We start from the raw sequence: 19,118 nt of genomic DNA, 5'->3' as shown, positions 1-19,118 counted from the left end.
GCATTGGGCGCACACTTGCTTTCCTTTACGCCCACGGGCAACGCCGCGCACCCGATCTCGTCCCGGACGGTGGAACGCGTTCTTCCGCCGCTGCCGCACGGCAGGTTTCGATGACTTCACCGGTGACGACGGAAGGGTGCGAACGTCGGCACAACAGGCATTCCCACGGGCGGGACGTTTCCGCATCGAGCCATCGGGCTAAGAAGGCGATTGACTATGTGCGCACAAGGCATTTCCTCTCTCCGGGTGTCAGTGCGTCGGTGTTCCGCTCACCGCGAACCGTCCGACGGACTCCGGAACGCGTGATGACGACCGCGTGGGAGCGACCGCTCGGACTTGACCTCCTGTGCCTGCCGATGCCCGGCCGGCCGCTGGCCGAGCCGGACCCGGTCTTCGAAGCCGGCTCGGTGGCGCCGAAGTTGTCCGCGCCTGTCGCGAGGGTGGCGGCCGACGACTCGGATCGGGCGTTCTACCGCTGGATGATCGGCCACCACGTGACGTTCGGCGTGTGGCGCATGCTCGCGGACCTGCTCGCCGACGCGGGACGAACCGGCAGCCTGTCCGAGGCCGGCACGGCACGAGCGGCGTGGTGGTACGACTGCTACAGCGCGCTGCTGCTCTACGCGGGCAGCTGCACCCCGGAGGTCTACGCCCGGTTCATCCGTCCGCGGATGGCCGCGAAGCACCCGGCCTTCAGCGGCCTGTGGGCCCGCGACCACGAGTGGGTGGCCCGCCTGCTGGGGACGCTGAGCCTGCCCCGCGACGGCGTGCTCAAGCGAGCGCTCAAACGCAACCGCTTGGTGCACATGACTGTGGCGCAGATGCTGGTGCCCGAGGGGGCCTCGCTGTTCAAGGGCCACGGAGGCCGCGCGGGCAACGGCGTCACGGACGCCGAACGCGACCTGTTCGACGAGTTCTTCCTGGTGCACCGCGGAGTGGTCATGCAAGCCGACTTCACCGCTGCGATGCTGACGCGGCTGGGCGCTATCCACGACGACCTCGCCGCTGATCCGATCGACGCGCGACTGGACGGGGAGACCGGGGAGATCTGGGTTCGCGGTCCGCAGGTGCCACCGGGCTTCCTGGGGGAGGACGGCACCGTGCACGGCCTCGCCGACGACGAGCGCTGGCTGCACACGGGTGACATCGCTCGGCGCGAGCGGGACGGGCACGTCACGATCATCGGCCGGATCAAACAGCTCATCAAGTACAAGGGCCACCAGATCGCGCCGGCCGAGCTGGAGTCCGTTTCGCGGAGGAGATGTGCCGTGCCGGAGCGGCGGTCGTCATCACCGGCCGGGACCCCGGGTCACTGCGGCAAGCCCGTGACGAACTGCTCGACCTCCGCGCCGGCGTCTGCGCGATGACTATGGACAGCACCGACCAGGCTTCGGTGGAGGCGGCGGTGGTCGCCGTGGAAACCGCGTTCGGACCGCTCGACGCGCTGGTGAACATCGCCGACGTGGCGTGCCCGACCGGCCCGGTCTGGGAGGTCGACCAGGACGACTGGTGGCGGGCGGTCGAGGTCAACCTGCGCGGCACGGCGTTGACGATCGCCGCGGTGCTCGCGCGCATGGTGCCCCGAAAGAAAGGCCGGATCGTCACCGTCGTGAGCCACGCGGGCGGAGACCGCGCGACAGCCTGCTCGGTGGCGAAGGCCGCGGTGATCGAGCTGACGGAGGGTGGCCGTGGAGACGCGCGGACATGGCATCACGGTGCTGAGTTACCACCCCGGATCGGTGGACCTCGGTGTCGCCGGTACGCCGGCTGCTGAGGCGGCCTCCGTGCTGCGACGGATCGTCGAGGGCAAGGCGGACCACCGGTCAGGCGAACACCTGACCGTCGAGGACCCCGCTGGCGCGGACCGCGTGGGAACCGATGCCGCTCAGCTGGTAGCGGGACCTGGTCATCACCGGGTTCCGCTCCGGTGGTAGCTCGGCGTCACCCGCCGGGGGCGATCATGACCACCTGGTGGTCACCCGGCCGTCCGCTGAGGACGTCCATCATCGCCGCGACCGGTCCGCCGTCCAGCGGCACGACGTCGGTGATGATCTGGTCGACCGGAACGCTGCCACCCGCGATGAGGCCCAGGGCCGCCTCGAACGCGCCCCTGTTCTGGGCGAAGCTGCCCACGATCCGGATCTCCTTGGTGATTAGGGCGACCGAGTCCAGCTCGGTGGGCCGCTCGTTCACCCCGAGTGCGACGACCGTTCCCCGTATCCGCACGCGCCGGGCCGACTCCGCGAGCGCGGTCACCGAACCCACGCACTCGAACACCACGTCTGCGGGCGCGGTCGTCTCGTCCACGTCCACCGCGGTGATCCCGGTCGCGGCCAGGCGTGCCCGCCGCACGGCGTTCGGTTCCACCACCCACACGTCCTCGACTCCCCGCAGCCGCAGCACGTGCGCCAGCAGGAAGCCGACCGTGCCGCCTCCGAGGACCGTGACGGTGTCCGCCGCCGACACCCCGGAGCGGTCGACCGCGTGGACCGCGCAGGACAGCGGTTCCGTCAGGGCGGCGTGCTGCAGCGGAACGCCGTCCGGCACCGGGTAGACCGTGTGCTCGGGCACCACGATGCTCTCGGCGTAGCCGCCGGGACGGGTGCCCAGGCCGAGGGAGCTCAGGTGCCACGGCTGCACCGCGCACAGGTGGTTGTCGCCCGTCCGGCAGTCGCCGCAGTCCCCGCAGCCCGCCTTCGGCCACACGACCACGGCCTGTCCCTCCGCCAGCCGCTGCCCGCCCGGTGCGGCGACGTGGCCGGAGATCTCGTGTCCGAGCACGGCCCCGGCCGGGACGACGTGCGGCATGGCCCGCAGGTGCAGGTCGGAACCGCAGATGGCGCAGAACGCCACGTCCACGCGCACCCAGCCGGGTGCCGGCTCGCGGTCCTGGACCTCCGCGAGGCACAGCCCGCGTTCCTCGGTGACGACCAGCGCCCTCATTCTTCCTCCACAGCTTTCTCGTCGGCGAGGAACGCCCGGATCCGCGCGACCAGGACGTCGGGTTGCTCCTCGGCGGGGAAATGCCCGCAGGAGTCGATCTGGGCCCCCTCGACCCCGGTGGCGTAGTCCCGCCACAGGTCGAGCACGGGCAGGCTCCCCACGAGTCCTTGGGCGCCCCAGGCCAGCTGCACGGGCATCGTCAGGCGACGGCCCGCTTCCGCGTCGGCGTCGTCGGCTTCCAGGTCCTCGTGGCGGGCGGCCCGGTAGTCGTCGAAGCTCGCGCGGAGCGCCCCCGGCTGGGTGTAGGTCTCCGCGTAGTGGCGCAGGTCCTCCTCGGTGAACGCCTCGTGCCGGAACGCCCCGGCCGCCAGCATGAACCGCACGTACTCCCCGCCCTTCCCCTCGGTGAGGAACTCGGGGAGGTCGGGAACGAGGTGGAAGAGCCAGTGCCAGTAGGCGGTCCCGACGCGTGCGTCCATGTTCCGCCACATCTCCCGCGTCGGCACGACGCTGAGCAGTACCAGGCGGCTGATCTCGTGCGGCCGGTCCAGCCCCCACCGGTGGGCGACGCGCGCACCCCGGTCGTGGCCGACCACGACGGCCTGCTCGTGGCCCAGCTCGTGCATGAGCCCGCTCATGTCGGCCGCCATGGTCCGCTTGTCGTACCCGGTGCGGGGGCGGCTGGACGCCCCGTAGCCGCGCAGGTCCGGCGCGACCACCTCGTGGTCCCGCGCCAGAGCGGGGAGGACGTGGCGCCAGGCGTGGCCGGTTTGCGGCCAGCCGTGCAGCAGGAGGACCAGCGGGCCCTCTCCGGCGCGCCGCAGGCGGAACCGCAGTCCGCCCACCGCACGCGTCTCTTCATGAACGCGCATCGCCACGGCGGTTCACCTGCCCTGTTCCGGGATGTGCACGCCCAGGGCCCGCGCCGAGGAGGTGAACTCGGTCAGGTAGCGGTCGTCGACCATGGGGGCGGTGACGAGCTCCGGCAGGGGCGCGAGCAGGTCGGCCAGGAGGTCGATCTTCTCCCTGTCGGGCGACACCGGCCGGTGCGGCTCGCGCAGCCGGTGCGCGGCGAAGTCGGCCACCAGGTCGTCCATGACCTGCTGCGGCACCAGCGGTTCGGCGTCGTGCTCGGCTGTGATGAGGTCGAGCATGCGGGCGTGGACGAGCACGACGGCCTCGGCGTGGGTGAAGGATCCGTTCTCCCGGCTACGCCACGTCTCGGTCAGCGCCTTCTCGACCCGTCCCGGCAGTGTCACCGGCGGACGGGAGGCGAACCGGTCGGACCCCAGGGCGCTGCGCGCCACCTGGTAGGCCATCACGGAGTTGTCGCCCGCGAAGGTCACGTTGACCTCGAAGTCGGTCCGCAGGGTGACGATCTGGTTGTGGCCGTGGAAACCCTGCGAGCCGCACATCTCCCGGCACGCGGCCAGGACCTCCAGGGCCAGCCAGGAACCGCACTTCCCCGTGGCGGTGAGGACGTGCATGTTCTTGCGACCGGGGTCAGTGTGCCAGTCGCGTTCGACACCCCTGACGACAGCGCGTTCCAGCAGCCGCAGCGCGAGGCAGCGCAGCTGCACCTGGTACAGGCGGTCGCGGAACAGCGGCTCGTCCAGCAGGGTCCTGCGCCCGGGCGCACCGCGGGTCTCGCGGTGGCCGGCGAACCGCCAGGTGAGGTGGGCCGCGAGTTCGGCGGCCCGCGCCCCGGCGCTGAGCGGGAAGATGCGTTCCTGCACGAAGGTCTCGATCGACTTCACGAAGCGGGTGCCGGCATCGGGCAGCGTGCTGGAGAAACGTCCGTTCTCGTCGATGCGCGAGTACCGTCCCATCAACGCCTCGCGGGGGAGTTGGACGCCGGTGAAGCGGGCACCGCCGACCTGGTTGGCCTGGATGCCCCCCTTCGGGTCGCAGGAGAGGATCGTGATGCCCGGAAGGGCAGGGCCGTTCTCCTCGGTGCGCAGCGGGACGCGGAACCAGTGGTGGCCGACGTCCTCGCCGTCGATCACGAGGCGGGCGAGGACCATGCCGACGGTCGCGGCGTGCTTGATGTTCCCGATCCAGAACTTGCACGCGGCGTCCGAGGGGGTGTCGAGCGTGAAGCACTGCTCCGCGCGGTCCCAGGACACCGTCGTGCGGATCTCCCGCAGGTTGGTGCCGCCCCCGATCTCCGTGCAGCAGAAGGCGTAGACCTGCTGCATCTGCGTGATCTCGTCGTGGTAGCGGGCCACCTGCTCGGGAGAGCCGTGGTTGAACAGCGCGCTCCCCGCGATGAGGTGGTCGGTGATGGTCGAGGTGAGCGCGAAGTCGAACGCTCCCGTCAGGCCCATCACGTCGCACATGGACCGGAACGCGTGCTCGCCTGGCCGGCCCATCCACATGTCGTTGTCGACCAAGCCTTCCCGGAAGATCGCCTTCATCCGGTCGATGGTCAGGTCCATGTAGTCGCGCAGGGGCAGGTCGTCCCGCAGCCGCGGATCGAACAGGTCCTCCCGCAGCAGGTCGCGCATCGTCTGCCGACAACGGGTCGAGGTGAGGAGCTGGTGCTCGTGAGGACCTGCGGTCGCGGTCATGTGGTCGAATCCTCTCGATCTGCGGGTACGCGCATCCCGATGGGCGGGTACCTGTGAGAAGTCTTCGGTCTGCGGCTGACCGATGAGCGGTGGAGCGTCCGAGGCGAAGCTAGCGGTGTTCCGTGAGTTGATCACGCCCTCGTCCCACGGCGTGGTATGCATCCGCTGTGACCTCGAAGTCGCAGGCGTACCGTCGTTCCACCTGCCGACGAACGCGCCGTCCGCCGGCAATGTCCAGTCCACATTGGATTCTTCAGCGTCGAGGAGCGTTCCATGACAGTGAACCGTCGCGGTCTTCTGCTGGGCAGTGCGGCTCTGCTGGCGGGCACCGCGGGTGTGGCCGGTACCGCCGGTACCGCTGCCGCGGCGCCGGCGGGGTTTCCGGACTACCGGTACCGCAGGCTCGCGCTGGTCAAGAGCAAGCTGCGGTACAACCCGACCGGTGAGCTGATCTTCCCGACGATCCGGGGCACCAAGAACCGGATCCCCGGCGCCCGTGCCGCCTACTACCTGTACTACGCGCCGCACGACGCACCGGGCGGGATCTGCTTGGCGTACGCCGACACCCTCGACGAGGAGTTCACCGAGTACCCCGGCAACCCGATCATCACCCGCAGCTGGCCCGGCGAGTACAGCGTGAGCCACGTGTCCTCACCGCACGCGATGTGGAACGACGATGTCAAGCGCATGTATCTGTACTTCCACGGCGAGAACACCGTGACCCGGCTGGCCAGCTCCGCCGACGGCATCAACTTCCGCTACGAGAAGGAGGTACTGTCCACCCGGCTGATGCCCGCGGGCACCACCGAGACCTCCTATGCCAGGGTCTTCCGCCACGACCTGCCCGCACGCGGCGCCCGCTACGTGATGGTGTTCATGATCAACAACAAGACCAACCACCGCGACATCGGCTGGGGCTGGTCGCCCAACGCCCGCGACTGGACGTTCGCCCAGACCCCGCTCATCCGCCACCAGGACGTCGGTGCCGTCAACGTCGGCGGACCACACCTGCTGTTCCGCAACAACAGCGCCTACGTCGTCTACAACACCGACATCGGCAGCGGCGGCAACATCCTCATCACCGAACTCGGCCGCGACTTCACTCAGCGCCGCCACCTCGGCGTCTTCCACGACTCGCTGCCCGGCGCACCCGACAACGGCCGCTCCGCCGCACCCTCGTTCGGCACCTACCAAGGCCACGAATACATGATCTACGAAGCAGGAGACCGGCTCGCGGGCAACATCGCCATCGCACGAGCGATCTGACACCGGTGGGCATCGCCGTCCACTCCTTTGTGGAACGGCTGATGTCGGTGGGCGGTCGTGCTCATCCGGCGAGTCGGTGACCCGTGGACGGGGGAGTGGAGTGGAGCTCCCTGGACGCGGTCTCGGCGGCGTGGTGGACGCGGCGCGCGACGGCGTCCGGGCTGAGGCGCTGCACGGGGCCGAACACGGAGATCGCACCGACGAGGGTCGGGCCGGGTCCCCACACCGGGGCCGCGACACCGGTGAAGCCGGGAAGCCATTCGCTGCGGTCGAAGGCGACGCCGTGCTTGCGCACACCGGTCAGCGCGGACTGCAGCACCCCCGCGGAGGTGATGGAGGCGGGGGTGAGCGCCTCCAGCCCCTGGGCGCACAGGACGGGGAACAGGCCGGGGTCGCCGGCCAGGAGGACCTTCCCCGGTGCGGTGCAGTGCAGGGGGAGGGGACCGCGCAGGCGCGTCGCGAGCTCGCTCGACTGCCTGCCGTGAAGGCGTTCGACGACGCGCGCCGTGGTGCCGCAGGGGACGGAGAGCTGGACGGCCTCGCGAGTGGACTCGTAGAGGTCCGCGAGCACCGGCAGCAGTCGTTCGCGGGTGTGGTCGGAGATCTCCAGGGGAACGGCGGTCGACAACTCGGTGATCTTGGCAGTGAGGAGGAACCGGTTGTCGATCATCTCGACGAGTCCCTCCGCTCGCAGGAAGCCGACCATGCGGTGGACGGTGGACTTCGGGAGGTCGGCGTAGCGGGTGAGCTCAGTGAGCGACGCCGCGCCGTCGCACGCGCCGAAGGCCTGGAGCACGGACAACACCTTCGTGGCGGCGGTACGCCGCGAAGGGTGGGGGTCTCGCGCGGACGGCACGGTCGCGGGGGCTTCCAAGGCGGTGTTCTGCTTGGTGATCAAGGTTTTCTTCTTTCGCCTGTGGGTTCCACCACACCGTATTGAGGGTGTCGCGTTGTGTAGCTACGGAGTTCCACAAAGCCGCACGCGAAAGAGTGAACGTTGTGGGCACTCGGAGTTGCTGCCCGTTGATGTCCGGAGAGGTTCCACCCGTTGGCACGGCTCGTTGACCGGGTGGATCGGATGTCAATAGAGTCGTTTGGGACCAATTTTATTTGTGCTGAGGGATCACCGTGGAGCTGTGCAAAGACGGTGGCCGGTGTGGACGGAAGACCGATCGCCGAAGTCGCGGTTCCTCCACGACACCCGAGGAGCTGGTAATGGCCGTTCTCCCGGAACCCTCCCCGAGGTCGTCCGCCGAGCTCGCCGCTGCACTGATCCGCACCGGCTTCTTCGACACGTACTTCGTCTACGAGTACGGCGACGTCTGGACGGTCGCCTGGGGCGTGCGCGTGGAGATCGTGGTGGACGCGACCCGTGTGCGGGTTCGGCGTGACTCGGTGGAGGAGTCGTGGCCGGTCGTCGGCGGGCCCGTGCGCGCGGCACGTGCGGCGCTGGAGCGGTTGTCATTGCCCGAGTGGACGGTGTGCGGCTGGATCGCGTTCGAAGCCGTGCACGTGCTGAACGACCGCTCGGACCTCGCCGGGGACTCGGAGGTCGTGCACCTCGTGGTGCCCGAGGTGGAGGTGCGCATCGAGAGCGGAAGGGCGAGCGTCGTGCGGGGCGGCGACGCGCGGCTCGGCGCACTGCTCGAACACCTGCGCACGGCACCGGTCGAGGACGCGCCGGCATCAGGGCGCACGACCGTGCCGGTGGACCTGGACTCGGGCAGCGGCCGGTACCGCGCCGCCGTGCTGGAGGCGGTGGAGGAGATCCGTTCCACGGAACTGCGCAAGGTGACCCTGTCCCGCAGCGTGCCCGTGGACGAACCCGTCGACTTCGTGGAGACCTATCTGGCCGGACGCGCGGCCACCGCACCGGAGCGGTCGTTCCTGCTGTCGATCGGAGGCTTGACGACGACGGGCTTCTGCTCGCAGACGGTGCTGGAGGCCGGGGCAGACGGGAAGGTGTCGACGCGGCCGCGGCTGGGGACCCGCGCGCTCGCGGACGAGCTGGTGCCGGACCCCGACGAGGCGCACGACCACGCGGTCGCGGTCGAGTGCGCGTTCGCCGGGCTGACCGAGGTGTGCGAACCGGGTTCGGTGGTGGTGGACGAACTGCTGACGGACACGGCCCTGGGAGGTGTCCACGACCTGGCGTCGCGGCTGTGCGGCCGGCTGGCCGAGGGCCAGACCTCCTGGGACGCCTTGGAGTTGCTGTTCCCCGGCGTCACGATCTCAGGTGCGCCAAAGGAAGCAGCGTGCGAGTTCACCTCCAGGGCGGAAGCCGCGCCGCGGGGGGTCTACTCAGGTGCCGTGCTGTTCGCGTCGGACGACGGTTTCCTGGACGCCGGCCTCGTCCTGTGCGCGGTGTACGAGCGGAAGGGACGGCGGTGGTTGCGCGCGGGAGCGGGGATCGTGGCGTCCTCTCGCCCGGAGCGGGAGCTCGAGGAGACCTGCGCGAAGCTGCGCAGCATGTCGGCACACCTCGTGGCGGGCACTGCGTGACGGAAGCCGTTCCCTACCTGCTGCTGCCGGTCGAGTAGAGCATCGCCGCCAGTTGCGTGCGCCGCTGGATCCCGAGCTTGCGGTAGACGTGCGTGAGGTGGAACTCGACGGCCCGCCGGGACACGGACAACTTCCGGGCGACCTCGTCGTTCGAGGAGCCCGCGGCCACCAGGCTCGCCACGCGGTGCTCCTGCGGTGTCAGCGGAGAGCCCGCGGAAGTGGGAGCGGCCAGCACGGCGTCGGACCGCCCCACCGCCTCCGGCGGCAGTTCGGCGAGCTTGGTGAGCAACGGCAGCGAACCGCACCGCTCGGCGGCCACCTTCGCCTGGGCCAGCTCCTCCCGGGCGAGCTTTTGCTGCCCGTGGTGCCACCGCGTCGTCCCGAGCTCCACGAGGATCGTCGCGCGCAGCAGCAAGGCCTGCGTGTTGCGCAGGACGTGTTCGGCCTCCATGAGCCACGGCAGCGCTGCCGCACCACCGGTCGCGATACCGACGGTGAGCATCGCGCGGGCCAGACTCGGTGCGGAGGCCCACTTCTTGGCCAGTTCGAGCTCTTCGAGGGCCAGCTGCACCGCCTCCAGCGACTGACCGAGGTGGAGGTGCGCAACGGCCGCGTATGAGCGCCACGGCAGGACGGCAGGGCCGGGAGCACCCCACAACTTGAGCCTCCGTCCGCACTCCAGGTGGTCCGTGAGCGCGCCGGCGTCGTCCCCCAGCCGCATGCGGAGCTGACCGCGTCCCTGCAGGAGGCTGGTGTGGTGCCAGCTGTTCGGCAGCGGGCTGGTGAGGCCGATGGGCTCGACCAGCTCCCGTGCCGCCTCGACGTCACCGAGGTGCAGCAGCGCGGACAGGAGCGCGTCCATCGGCCAGATGCGGCCTGGGTGGCGCTGGTGCAGGTTCATCCGCTGGGCCTTGGCCAGTGCGAGCCGGGCGTCCACGACCGACTGGGACAGCGCCCCGCGGTGGAAGTGCACCCTCGACCGCAGCGTGTGGCTTAGGACGAACACCAGGTCCAACTTCTGGCGGTGGGCTTCCAGGATCGCCTCGCTGGAGTACCGCAGGGCAAGCTCGAGCTCGTTGGTCCGGATCAGCGAGGTGATCGCGGCCATCATCCGCTGCGGATCCTGCGTGATCGACACCGCGCCCGCGGACAACGCGGCCAGCGCGGCCTCGCGGGACGTCGTGAGGTCTTCTCCCCGGTTGCTCAGGTCCTCCGCCACCAGCGCGGCCAGCCTGCGGCCACGGGCGTCGCGGCGCCGCCAGTCGACCGCGACGCGGTCCGGAGCGGCGTCGTGCTCCCCGGACTGCTCGGTCGGCAGGGTGACGCGGAGCGCGAGGCGCAGCTGAGCGGAGAACTCCGGCGCCGAGGCGCACATCCTGGCTATGGACTCGCTCAACGCCCCACGCGCGTCCTCGTAGCGCCCGTCGAGGTACAGCGTCCGGGACAGCAGCGAGGTGACGTCGAGGAGGAGCTCGGGCTCCTCGATGTCCTCCAACGCCTGCTTGAGGTGCGTGGCCGCCTGGTAGGGGTCGAAGAACGACTCGGCGTGGCCAAGCTTGACGAGCAGCTTCGTCCTGAGCTCGGTCGGCACGTCCTCCTGCAACGCCCTGGTGAGGAAGTTCGCGGCGGTGGTCGCGTCACCGTCGTGCAGCAAGCCGTCCGCTGCCCGGTGGAGGGCGTCGGCGGCCCACCGGCCGAGCTTCGCGGAGGTGCACTGGACGTGCCGTGCGACGAGCGCCGCTCGTGCCCCGGACGCGTGCAGGCTCGCGGCGGCCCGTGCGTGGAGGTCGTCCCTGGCCGCACGCGTGATCGAGCCGGTGATCGCGCCCGTGAACACGGAGTGGGTGAACGCCGGCTTGCCCGCGCCGGTCAGCATTCCCATCCGCGTCAGCCGGTCGGCGCCGTCGGTGGCTTCCGGCACCGTCATCCCGGCGACCTCGGCCGCGAGCCCGAGGTCCGGGGGTTCCAATACCGCGATCGTCCTGGCCAGCCGGACGAGGTGTTCGGACTCGCCGTGCAGCCGCGCGAGCACCGACTCGCCCAGCTCCTCCACCCCGTACGAGGACGGGATCTCCTGCACGGAGAACTCCCCGGTTGTCGATAGCAGGGAGCGGAGGAGCAGCGGGTTCCCACCTGTGGCCGTGTGAAGGGCTTTGACGGTCTCAGGTTCGGGCCGGCTGCCGAGCACCGGCTCGGCGAACTGCGACACTTCCTCCGCGGTGAGGCCGCCGATCCGCACGCGAGTGGCGTAGATCTGCACCTCCGCGACCTGGAGCGGGTCCGCGGGGTACACCCCGGTCGTGCAGCTGAGCAGGACGGCGAGCGGCAGCTTGGTCGCCCGCCGCATGAGGTAGTTGAGCCATTGCAGCGACGAGACGTCGGCCCACTGCAGGTCGTCGACGACGAAGCAGACCGGTCCGCGGTCGGCGAGGCCGCTCACGAGCCGGTAGAGCTCGTGGTAGGTCTGGTGGGTCGCCAGTTCGTCGAAGCCCGCCGAGGTGCGGTGGTCCGCTCCCGGCCGACCGTCCACACCGATGATCGACTCCAGGGCGCCGGCCTCCGGTCCCGCGGTGAGGTTCTCGAACAGCTGCCGGACGACGGAGAACGACATGAAACTGTCCAGAGCGGACGTCACGGCGCCGGCCACCTGGAACCCGCGCGCCCTGGCGGCGTCCGCCACCTCGCCCAGCAACGTCGTCTTGCCGACGCCGGTGGTGCCCTCCAACAGCACCACCGCCGGCCTGTTCGTCTCCGCCGCGGTGAGCGCGCTGAGCAACCGGCCGAGCTCCTTGCCCCGGTGGACCGACAGGGGCGCGTCAGAGGAAGTCCTGTGCGGTTCGTTGCGCTGCTGAGCCATCTGCGGAGCTCCGTCGTGAGTCGGTCCGGTTGGTGAGCACCAGCGACGCCGCGGCCTGGCTCAGGCCCGCTGCGGCGCCATGTCGTGCCGGGTGACCCCCTGGCCATGACCGCGTGCAAATTCGAATTAGCCCGGAGTTTGCGGCAGGGGCCAGCCGCCGTCAACCCGCTGGTGACCCTGGTCGGCGCCTGGTCGAGCCGCTGCCCGTGCGAGTGCGCGACCGGGTCGCCGGTCACTCCGCCCGGCTCGGCCCGCGGGGTGGGTGCGGGTGCCACCGGCCACAGCCGGCCCTCGGTGTTCCTTGAGCACGTTGCCTCCGGCTGCCTCGATGTCCGCCACCGCTTCGGGGCGAACAGTACGACAGCCGCGCCAGTCGCCGTCGCGTTCACATCAGCGGCGAACAGGCCGTGGTCACCGGACTTCGGCGGTGCATGTGCGGTGCTGGAACGCTCGTGCGCGAGGTGCCGTCGAGGGTGTCCACTCCATCCTGTCGCGAGGCGGTCCACCGCAGCCGGTGATCCTGTGCGAGCGGTGTGACCCGGAGCGTGCGGTTCGCTGCTCATTGATGCCGTGACCAGCGGCAACGTTGCTCGTCAGGTCGGCGGAACCCGGACTCCGCAGCGGTCCGGTCGCCACACCCCCGGTGATCTCTGCAGTGACGGCCGCCGTCACCGCGGGAGCGGTGCCGAGCGCGCCGGGACACCGTGTGCGGAACACGGGTTCGCCGCGCGGCTTGGGCACGACGGGCAGGAGCGCGCCCGATTCCGCACTGCCCGCCTAGCCCCCGGTGTCTGCCTCCGCGATCACGTCCCGGACAACCCAAACGAGACGTGACCCGACGAGTTACGCCTCGGAACACGACGATCCCGGTGGGTCCGCACGGGCGGACCCACCGGGATCGCTCAGCGACCGCTGTGGGCCGCGGCGCGCACGTCTTCCAGGTCCACCGCCCCGTTGGCGTAAGCGGTGCGCATCAGCTCCTCCATGTCGGCCAGCACCGGCTGCCTGGGGTTGGCCGGAGCGCACTGGTCGTCGAACGCGTTGAGGGCCTGCTGCGGCAGCGAGCTCAGGAACGCCGCCTCGGGCACCCCTGCCTCCGCGAACGAGGCGGGCAGCCCGACGGCCGCGCGCAGCCGTTCGATCGCGGCGGCGTAGGAGCGCACCCCCTCCTCAGGCGTGGCGGCGGGCAGTCCCAGCGTGCGGGCGATGTGCTGGAAGCGTTGTGGTGCTTGGTAGTTCTCGTACTTGGGCCAGCCGGTGAGCTTCGACGGCGGCTGACCGTTGTAGCGGATCACGTGCGGCAGCAACAGCGCGTTGGTCCGGCCGTGCGCCAGGCCGAAGGTCGCGCCGAGCGTGTGCGACATGGCGTGGACGATGCCTAGGAACGCGCTGCCGAAGGCCATGCCGGCGATGGTGGCCGCGTTGTGCATGGCCTCCTGGGCCTTCTCCGCTCCCAGCAGCACGGAGTCCTCGAGGTTCTCGAAGATCAGCTTGATCGCCTGCAGGCACAGGCCGTCGGTGAAGTCGTTGCTGTAGACGGAGACGTACGCCTCGGTGGCGTGGGTGAGGGCGTCGAACCCGGAGTCCGCGGCGAGCCCGGCGGGCAGCGAGCGCACGAGCACGGGGTCGACGATGGCCACGCTCGGGGTCAGCGCGTAGTCGGCCAGCGGGTACTTGCGGCCCGTCTCCCGGTCGGTGACCACCGCGAACGGGGTGACCTCCGAACCGCTGCCCGAGGTCGTCGGCACGCACACGAGCTTGGCGCGCTCCGGTTCGGGGAAGCGGTAGAGGCGCTTGCGGATGTCGGCGAACCGGCCCCTCGCCTCGGCGAAGTCGACCTCGGGGTGCTCGTACCACAGCCACATGAGCTTCCCGGCGTCCAAAGAAGACCCGCCGCCGATGGCCACGATGGTGTCCGGCTGGAACTCGCGCATCATCTCCGCGCCGCGCTGCACGGTCTGCAGCGACGGTTCCGGCTCGACGAAGTCGATCAGCTGCACGGCCACGGGCTCGGAGCGGGCGGCCAGCACGGATCGCACCTTGTCCGCGTAGCCGAGCTTGGCCACCGTGCGACCGGTCACGATGCTCACCCGGTGCACCCCGGCCATCTCGCCGAGGTAGCGGATCGAGTTCGGCTCGAAGTAGATCTTCGGCGGCACCTTGAACCACTGGATGTTGTTGTTGCGACGGGCGATGCGGCGGATGTTCAGCAGGTTCGCTGCGGTCACGTTGCCGGAGACCGAGTTGCCGCCGTAGCTGCCACAACCGAGGGTCATCGACGGCAGGAACGCGTTGTAGAGGTCACCGATACCGCCCTGCGCCGCAGGTGAGTTCCACACCACCCGCACGGCCTTGACGCCGTTGCCGAACCGCTCCGCCAGGCGCTCGTCGGCGGTGTGCACGACCGCCGTGTGGCCCCTGCCGTGGAACTCGACGACCTCAGCGGCCCGCCGGATGCCCTCCTCGGCTCCGGCCACGCGCAGCAGCGCCACGACCGGGCACGGCTTCTCCCTGGTCAGCGGTTCGTCCGGGCCGATGCCACCGACCTCGGCGAGCAGGAGCGTGGTGTGCTCGGGGACGCTGAACCCGGCGCGGCTGGCGATCCAGTGCGCCGACCGGCCGGAGGCGGCCGGGTTGACGGACACCTTGCCATCCCTGCGCGCGTCCGGGCCGAACAGGAAGTCCTCCAGCGCGCGCTTCTCCTGCGCGGTCAACACATGCGCGTGCCGAGTCCGCAGGCTGTCCACGGCCTGGTCCCACACCCCGGTGTCGATCAGCAGGGTCTGCTCGGCGGCGCACGTCATGCCGTTGTCGAAGCTCTTGGACAGGACGACGTCGTGCGCGGCACGGGCCAGGTCGGCGTCGGCGGCGATGAACGCGGGCACGTTGCCCGCTCCCACGCCGATCGCCGGCTTGCCGGCCGAGTGCGCGGCGCGCACGACGTCGTTGCCGCCGGTGGCGAGCACGAGCGAGACGCCGTCGTGGTTCATCAACGCCTGCGTGACCGCACGCCTGGGCGTCTCCACCCACTGCACGCAGTGCGCGGGCGCACCGGCCGTGACGGCGGCGTCGCGCACGATGCGGGCCGCCTCGGCACCGCAGCGGGGAGCCAGGTGGTGGAAGGCGAAGATGATCGGGTTCCTGGTCTTGAGCGCGATCAGGGCCTTGAACACGACGGTCGAGGTCGGGTTGGTGACGGGCGTGATCGCACACACCACACCGACCGGTTCAGCAATCTCCACCAGGCCGGTGAGCTCGTCGCGGCGGACCTCTCCCGCGGTGCGCAGGCCGGTCATGCTGTTGGTGACGTGCTCCGCGGCGAAGAGGTTCTTCACCGCCTTGTCCTCGACGACCCCGCGCTCCGTCTCGGCGACCGCCAGCACGGCGAGGTCCAGGTGGCTCGCGGCGGCGGCACGCGCCGCCTTCGCCACGATGTGGTCGACCTGCTCCTGCCCGAGCGCGTGGAACGCCTCCAGCGCCTGCTGCGCACCGCGGACCAGACCGTCCACGAGGGGTTCCACGTCCTCCGCCGGAGCCGCGGCGGACGGCTGCGGCCGGTGGACGGCCGGGCCGAGGGAGGCGGCGAGGTCGCCGACGGTGCGGTGCTCGTAGAACACCTCCAGTTCCAGGGCACCGAAATGCGCCTGCAACGCGACCGCGGCCTCGACTAGCGCGAGCGACGAGGCACCGAGCTCGGCCAACGCGCTGTCCGCCGTCAACGCTCCCTGCGGCAGTGCGAGCACGTCGGTCAGCGCGTCGACCACGATCGCGAGAGCGTCCTGCCGCTCGGAACCTGCGGCCTCGCCAGGTTCACGCGCGCCGGCCGGGTTCTCGGCCAGTGCGGCGAGCGTGCTCAGGCGCGGTCCCGCGTCGACCACCGCGACCGCGGGAGCCGCCGGGGCATCGTCCGCCAGGACGGCCGACTCCGGGTCGAAGCGGACCTCGGCGGCCTGCTCCGCCGTCAGCAGGTAGTCCGTGCCCCCGGCAGCCGGTGCTCCGCCGGCGACGCTGTCGAGGAAACGACGAGCGGGCTCGTTCTTGGCCGTGGGCACGTAGGGCAGGCGGATCTTCGCGGACGTCCCCGACCCGAGCGACGCCAGGACCTGGTGCTCCACGCCCCTGCCGAGCACCCGGCAGCTGAGCAGGAACGTGTCGACGACCAGCTCGTCGGTGTCCTGCCTGCTGATCACCGCGCCCACCACGCCGTGGTCACCGAAGCGGTCGGTGGCGCGCACCACCTGGCAGCGCACGCCCGGCTCCGCCAGCAGGGCGCGCAGCTCGTTCTCCTGCCTGCGCACGGTGCTGAAGTTGAACTGGTTGGTGCGCTGGGTCATCTGCGCGACCCGGCGCAGGTCCGCCTCCGTCGCGGGCGCGATGTCCACGACCAGGTCGAGGCCCGCGATGAAGTCGGCGAAGGTCAACGAGGACCGGTGCAGCTCACCGCGGTCCCGGTTGGCGTCGTAGGCGGCAGCGCGACCGCGGTCCTCCTCCGTCACCACCAGGCGGTCGAAGGCCCACACCCGTTGCAGGAACGGCTTGATGTCCTCCTCGTCGGCGGGCACGGTGAGCGCCAGCACGCCGGGGCACGCGGCACGGACCTGGGCGACCTCCACCGGGTTGTCGTCGAGGAAGACGAAGCTGTCGAGGCCGAGGTTCAGCTCCGCAGCCAGCCGCGCCAGGCCGACGGGCTTGGGATCCCACCCGATCGCCCGCGTGGCGACGTGGTCAAGCCGCAACGGGAACTCGGGACGGGCGCGGAAGACCGCGTCCACGGTCTCCGGGTCGTTCTTGCTGGCGAGAGCGAGCAGCACACCCCGCTCGCGCAGGGCGACGGCCCACTCCTGCACGTGGCGGTGACCGCCGGTGAGCTGAACCCCTTCCGGACCGTCCTCGCCGGCCACGCCCGCCCACAGGGTGTTGTCGCAGTCGAGGACGAGCACCTTGAACGGCCGGGCGAGCAGGGCGTGCACCGAGCGGGCGATCCCCGTGGCCAGGGCGTCGTAGCCCGCCGGCGTGTAGGCGAGGTGCGCGATGCGGTAGCGGGCCTCGTCGTGCACGTCGCCGGGATCGGTGCCACCGTGCCAGTCCGCGGCGCCGAGCAGGTGCACCCCGGAGGTGTCGCCCAGATCGGCGAAAAGCCGTTGCTGGCGCGGGTCTGCGCCGGGGGCCGACGGGCTGGGGCAGACGCGGAGCAGCAGGGGGACGCGGGCCCGAGCGGCGAACGACCGCACAGCCTCGGCGAGCTCGCGCAGGGTGCGCTCGGTCTCCTCGGCCGGCCAGTCGTCGAAGCGCACCAGCACCACCGCACATCCCGACCGCGCGGACCCGAGGGTGCTCGCGGGGTCGAGCAGCTCCTGGAACACCTGCCCGAACGGCGCGAGCACCGGACGCAGGCCGAGACCGAGGTCGCGGCACCACGCGGTGAGGGGCTCCGCCAGCGGGTCGGTGGTGAAGGTCGCGGCGACGGCGAGCACGGCGCCGTCCGCCGTCGACGACTCAGCTGCGGGTGCGAAGGACTCCAGCACCTCGACCCGGCCGGCGCTCACCCGACCGAGTCCGGCCACCGCGGCCGCGGCGACCGCTTCGACGGCGAGCCCGTCGACGACCCCGCGGACCGTCGGCGAGAACCCGGTGTCCATCCTCGGGGGCCGCAGGACGAGCCCGCCGAGGTCGGGGTGCTCGCTGATCGTCGTGCGCAGCAGCTCTTCGCAGCGGCGCTTGGCGTCCACGTAGTGCTGCCAGGTCCGCGCGGCGCCGGAGATCACGTCACTGGACACGAGCACGACCTGGCCACCGGCCACCGACAGCGGATCGACCAGGGCGGACAGCGGTGCCGACACCGCTGTGACGGCCGAGGTGACGTACGCGGCGGCGCGATCGGCGGTGTCCGGACCCGGCAACAGCGGCTGGAAGCTCGGGAACGCGTTGAGCACCAACAGGTCCAGCCTGCCCTCCTGGGCGAGCACGTGGTCGCGCAGCTGCGCGCACCCGGCGGGGTCGGCCGCGTCGGAACGCACCGCGTGCACGCGCTCGGCGGCCGTTCCGAGACCGGCCAGCAGGTCCGGCGGGAAGCCGGGGTCCCGGCGGTGGGTGACGTACACGTGCGCACCGCGCAGGGCCAGTGCGGCGGCGAACGCGGCACCGAAGCCGCGACTGCCACCGGTGACCACGGCGACCTTGCCCTCCAGTTCGACGTCCTGGCCGGCGAGGGCGGCGGCCAGGACGTGCGCGTCCGGTTCGGCCGGGACGGCCCTGGCGACGACAGCCAGCTCGACGCGCCCCAGACCGGGCAGGGCACCGCCGAACCGCACCATGTCGCGGCGCTCGTCCACGGCCGTGACGCGGATCGAGCCGTCGCCGGTCGCCGCCGGGTCGAGCTCGACGGTCAACGAGGAGATGAGCGACTGGCGGCCGGGGACCTCCATGCCCGCCAGGTAGCTCGCCCAGCCGAGCAGCCGCGCGACCTCTTCCCGCACACCGCTGCCGATGCGGGCGAGCAGGCTCGTGAAGTCACCGGGATCGCTGCGGTAGGAGACCGGGATGCTCTGTCCCACCCGGAGTTCCGCCGGCACGCGGTCAGCCGCCTGCTGCCTGCGTTCTCCCGACCCCACGCGCACCACGCCGACCTCGGCGCTGCCCGTGCCACCCAGTTCGAGATCGACGGTCGCGACCGGCTGTGCACCGTCCGACACCTCGAGCCGGACACCCCCGTTCCCGGCGCGTGCCACGTCCAGCGAGTACGACTGCGCCGGGTAGACCGCGGCGTGGAAGCGCGCCCGGACACGCCGCACGGCCGCAGCGTCCTGCGCGGGCAGGCCCACCAACGCGTGGAGGACGGTGAGCGCGCCCTGCGCCACCTCCGCGCCGAACCCGCTCCTGGACGCGTAGTCCGCGTCCAGGTGCAACGGGTTGAGATCGCCGCTCGATCCAGCGAATCGGCCGAGATCATCAGGAATGACATGCACTGCGAACACCGAGGA

The 19,118-nt window shown here is 71.0% G+C and carries 10 protein-coding genes; 4 read left to right on the top strand and 6 right to left on the bottom strand.

The features are described from left to right. The first annotated feature begins 305 nt into the window (after nucleotides 1-305). The gene (locus ACRSBM_RS27550) at nucleotides 306-1,367 is read left to right on the top strand and encodes a hypothetical protein (RefSeq protein WP_434447477.1); all 1,062 of its coding nucleotides are present in this window, start codon (nucleotides 306-308) and stop codon (nucleotides 1,365-1,367) included. Beyond that, nucleotides 1,262-1,774, top strand: coding sequence for an SDR family NAD(P)-dependent oxidoreductase (locus ACRSBM_RS27545; RefSeq protein WP_434447475.1), 513 nt, complete (start codon nucleotides 1,262-1,264; stop codon nucleotides 1,772-1,774). Before ACRSBM_RS27550 ends, ACRSBM_RS27545 begins: the two co-directional genes overlap by 106 nt. A 167-nt stretch (nucleotides 1,775-1,941) precedes the next feature. On the opposite strand, the gene ACRSBM_RS27540 is transcribed toward ACRSBM_RS27545, so the two are convergent. From ACRSBM_RS27540 to ACRSBM_RS27530, 3 genes are read right to left on the bottom strand one after another with little or no spacing between them, the layout of a single operon-like run. Then, a complete protein-coding gene (locus ACRSBM_RS27540) occupies nucleotides 1,942-2,943 on the bottom strand; it encodes a zinc-dependent alcohol dehydrogenase (RefSeq protein WP_434447473.1) in 1,002 nt (333 codons plus the stop codon). Next, on the bottom strand, nucleotides 2,940-3,815 hold the full coding sequence (locus tag ACRSBM_RS27535) for an alpha/beta fold hydrolase (protein WP_434453234.1): 876 nt from the start codon (nucleotides 3,813-3,815) through the stop codon (nucleotides 2,940-2,942). Before ACRSBM_RS27535 ends, ACRSBM_RS27540 begins: the two co-directional genes overlap by 4 nt. A gap of 12 nt (nucleotides 3,816-3,827) precedes the next feature. Continuing rightward, entirely contained in the window at nucleotides 3,828-5,513 is a 1,686-nt protein-coding gene (locus ACRSBM_RS27530) for an acyl-CoA dehydrogenase family protein (RefSeq protein ID WP_434447471.1), read from the bottom strand. 273 nt (nucleotides 5,514-5,786) lie between these two features. On the opposite strand from ACRSBM_RS27530, the gene ACRSBM_RS27525 reads away from it, so the two are divergent. Continuing rightward, on the top strand, nucleotides 5,787-6,779 hold the full coding sequence (locus ACRSBM_RS27525) for a hypothetical protein (protein WP_434447469.1): 993 nt from the start codon (nucleotides 5,787-5,789) through the stop codon (nucleotides 6,777-6,779). Between the two features lie 61 nt (nucleotides 6,780-6,840). Here ACRSBM_RS27525 and ACRSBM_RS27520 read toward each other — a convergent pair whose 3' ends face one another. Next, nucleotides 6,841-7,677 (bottom strand): IclR family transcriptional regulator, encoded by an 837-nt coding sequence (locus ACRSBM_RS27520; protein ID WP_434447467.1) that lies wholly within the window; start codon nucleotides 7,675-7,677, stop codon nucleotides 6,841-6,843. A gap of 317 nt (nucleotides 7,678-7,994) precedes the next feature. Here ACRSBM_RS27520 and ACRSBM_RS27515 point away from each other — a divergent pair, with 317 nt between their 5' ends. After that, nucleotides 7,995-9,281, top strand: a complete 1,287-nt coding sequence (locus tag ACRSBM_RS27515; RefSeq protein WP_434447465.1) for a salicylate synthase — start codon at nucleotides 7,995-7,997, stop codon at nucleotides 9,279-9,281. Between the two features lie 13 nt (nucleotides 9,282-9,294). Here ACRSBM_RS27515 and ACRSBM_RS27510 read toward each other — a convergent pair whose 3' ends face one another. Further along, entirely contained in the window at nucleotides 9,295-12,138 is a 2,844-nt protein-coding gene (locus ACRSBM_RS27510; RefSeq protein ID WP_434447463.1) for an ATP-binding protein, read from the bottom strand. 902 nt (nucleotides 12,139-13,040) lie between these two features. After that, nucleotides 13,041-19,112 carry a bifunctional acetaldehyde-CoA/alcohol dehydrogenase gene (adhE, locus tag ACRSBM_RS27505; protein WP_434447461.1) on the bottom strand — a complete coding sequence of 2,024 codons (6,072 nt, stop codon included), beginning with the start codon at nucleotides 19,110-19,112 and terminating at the stop codon, nucleotides 13,041-13,043. Between the last annotated feature and the right edge of the window lie 6 nt (nucleotides 19,113-19,118).

The organism is Lentzea xerophila, from assembly GCF_051094245.1.
Classification (GTDB): domain Bacteria; phylum Actinomycetota; class Actinomycetes; order Mycobacteriales; family Pseudonocardiaceae; genus Lentzea; species Lentzea xerophila.
This window is presented reverse-complemented; position numbering and strand designations above follow the sequence as displayed.